The organism is Neisseria sp. P0021.S005, assembly GCF_051956955.1.
Map to the genome: position 1 here is coordinate 1 of NZ_JBQCWY010000561.1, position 2,007 is coordinate 2,007.

At 50.9% G+C, this 2,007-nt stretch carries 4 protein-coding genes and 1 pseudogene; all 5 read left to right on the plus strand.

Annotation, left to right across the window (positions count from 1 at the left end; translation table 11 throughout):
* Positions 1 to 262, plus strand: a pseudogene (locus ACTHUE_RS16845) (CAP domain-containing protein); the annotation flags it as partial.
* 76 nt (positions 263 to 338) lie between these two features.
* Complete coding sequence (locus ACTHUE_RS16850) at positions 339 to 572, plus strand: cytochrome b6 (RefSeq protein WP_440362289.1); 234 nt, start codon at positions 339 to 341, stop codon at positions 570 to 572.
* A 1-nt stretch (position 573) separates the two neighbouring features.
* Positions 574 to 1,005, plus strand: a complete 432-nt coding sequence (locus ACTHUE_RS16855) for a gamma-butyrobetaine hydroxylase-like domain-containing protein (RefSeq protein ID WP_070615267.1) — start codon at positions 574 to 576, stop codon at positions 1,003 to 1,005.
* A 117-nt stretch (positions 1,006 to 1,122) separates the two neighbouring features.
* Positions 1,123 to 1,386 (plus strand): ribonuclease Z, encoded by a 264-nt coding sequence (locus ACTHUE_RS16860; protein ID WP_234395979.1) that lies wholly within the window; start codon positions 1,123 to 1,125, stop codon positions 1,384 to 1,386.
* A 29-nt stretch (positions 1,387 to 1,415) separates the two neighbouring features.
* Positions 1,416 to 2,007, plus strand: a 592-nt coding sequence (locus ACTHUE_RS16865) for a class I SAM-dependent methyltransferase (protein WP_440403011.1), incomplete at its 3' end; no start/stop codon positions are given.

The following is a 2,007-nucleotide window of genomic DNA, read 5'->3' on the forward strand; positions in this document are numbered from 1 at the left end:
TTATCCTTACTTCATCGTCAAAGGCGGTGAAACGCTGGCCATCGAATCCGGACAAAAATATTTTATCCATTGGCAGGATTTTTGGTGCTTGAAGCAATGCGAACGCTACAACTACCGCATGAACCGCAACAGCCAACTCGACATTATCGAGCGGCAGGCCGGCGGCATCATTATCCGTGTCAACGGAAGCAAAGGCAGCAGCATCCGCTTAATGCCCGAAGGCGAAGACAGGCGCGCCATTACACTTTATTTATGGAAATAAAGCTGTTTTCAGACGGCATGAAGCACCAAAAAGCTGATAAAATACCGCCTCACCCCCCTACGGCAAGCTATCCAACATGACCAAACATCCGCAAACAGCAGCTAATACCCGCTATGCCTTTGCCAGCATTGCCGCCATGTTGGCCGCATTTTTACTGTTCGTTGCCGTGATGTTGCTGCCTTTGGGGCTAACGGCAGACACCCAAGTGAGCCTGATACGGCTTTCACTCTACGCAATTGTGCTGTTTGCTGTACTTGGCGGTATTTTTTCTGTACGCGTTGCCTATTTGCGTAAAAAGAACGGAGCATGACATGACCCAAGCCGATAAAATTCCACAAGAAATCCGCCTCCAAAAAGAACGGCGCGTACTGACTTTGGTCTATGTTGACGGTGCCAAGAGCCTTCCTGCCGAATACCTGCGCGTGTACTCGCCCAGCGCGGAAGTGCGCGGACACGGCCCCGGTCAGGATGTTTTGCAAACAGGCAAAGCCGAAGTCAGCATTACCGATTTAGACCCCGTCGGTCAATACGCATTGAAAATTACTTTTTCAGACGGCCACGACAGCGGCCTTTACGATTGGGACTATCTCTACCGACTGGCGCACAATCAAGACGCGCTTTGGCAAGACTATCTCGACCGCCTCGAAAAAGCCGGCGCGTCCAGAATGCCAAGTGCAGAAGATTTAAAACACAAACACACACATTCCTGCGGTAGCGGCGGTTGCGGCGGAAAGGCCGTCTGAAAAAAGGCAAGACCGTAAGCTTGAATGACGGAAGGACCATTGACGGCAAAGCGTTCCTCTCCCCGCCCAAAAAAAGACGGGTAGTGGCTATCTTCGGCGATACCAAAGCCTGTCCGCGTGCAGCATGCTCCGTACAAAACGCAGACGTTTTGGTGTATAACCTTTTCCGCAGGCGATGAAGAGACAGTGGAACGAGTATTCCATTCGACCGTAGCCGATACAGCCAAGCTGGCTTTACAGGCCAATGTGAAACAACTTTACCTGACCCACATCAGCGCACGTTATACCGAAGAAGAACAACGCCTGATGCTGGAGCGGCAGGCACAAACTATATTTCCCGCGTCGAAAGTGGTTGGCGATTTCGACGTATTCGATACCTGAATCCGTATTATTTTAAGAAGGCAGACACTATGAGCGACCACAAAACCCATTTCGGCTTCACTACCGTTGACGAAGACGAAAAAGCAGGCAAAGTTGCCGAAGTCTTCCACTCCGTGGCAAAAAACTACGACATTATGAATGACGTAATGTCCGGCGGTCTGCACCGCGTTTGGAAACATTTCACAATCAATACCGCCCGTCTGAAAAAAGGCGACAAAGTATTGGACATCGCCGGCGGTACAGGTGATTTGTCCCGAGGCTGGGCAAAACGTGTGGGCAAAGAAGGCGAAGTTTGGCTGACAGACATCAACTCCTCCATGCTGACCGTCGGCCGCGACCGCCTGCTCAACGAAGGCATGATTCTGCCCGTATCATTGGCAGATGCTGAAAAATTGCCGTTCCCCGACAACTATTTCAATCTGGTTTCCGTCGCATTCGGCCTGCGCAACATGACGCACAAAGATGCCGCGCTGAAAGAAATGTACCGCGTATTAAAACCGGGCGGCACCCTGCTGGTGTTGGAATTCTCCAAAGTGTACAAACCTTTGGAAGGCGTGTACGACCTCTACTCTTTCAAACTGTTGCCGATTATGGGCAAACTGATTGCCAAAGATGCCGACA

Bases quoted from the DNA above. Each gene is read 5' to 3' on its own strand.
- ACTHUE_RS16850 (WP_440362289.1), top strand. From the start codon at position 339: ATGACCAAACATCCGCAAACAGCAGCTAATACCCGCTATGCCTTTGCC.
- ACTHUE_RS16855 (WP_070615267.1), top strand. From the start codon at position 574: ATGACCCAAGCCGATAAAATTCCACAAGAAATCCGCCTCCAAAAAGAA.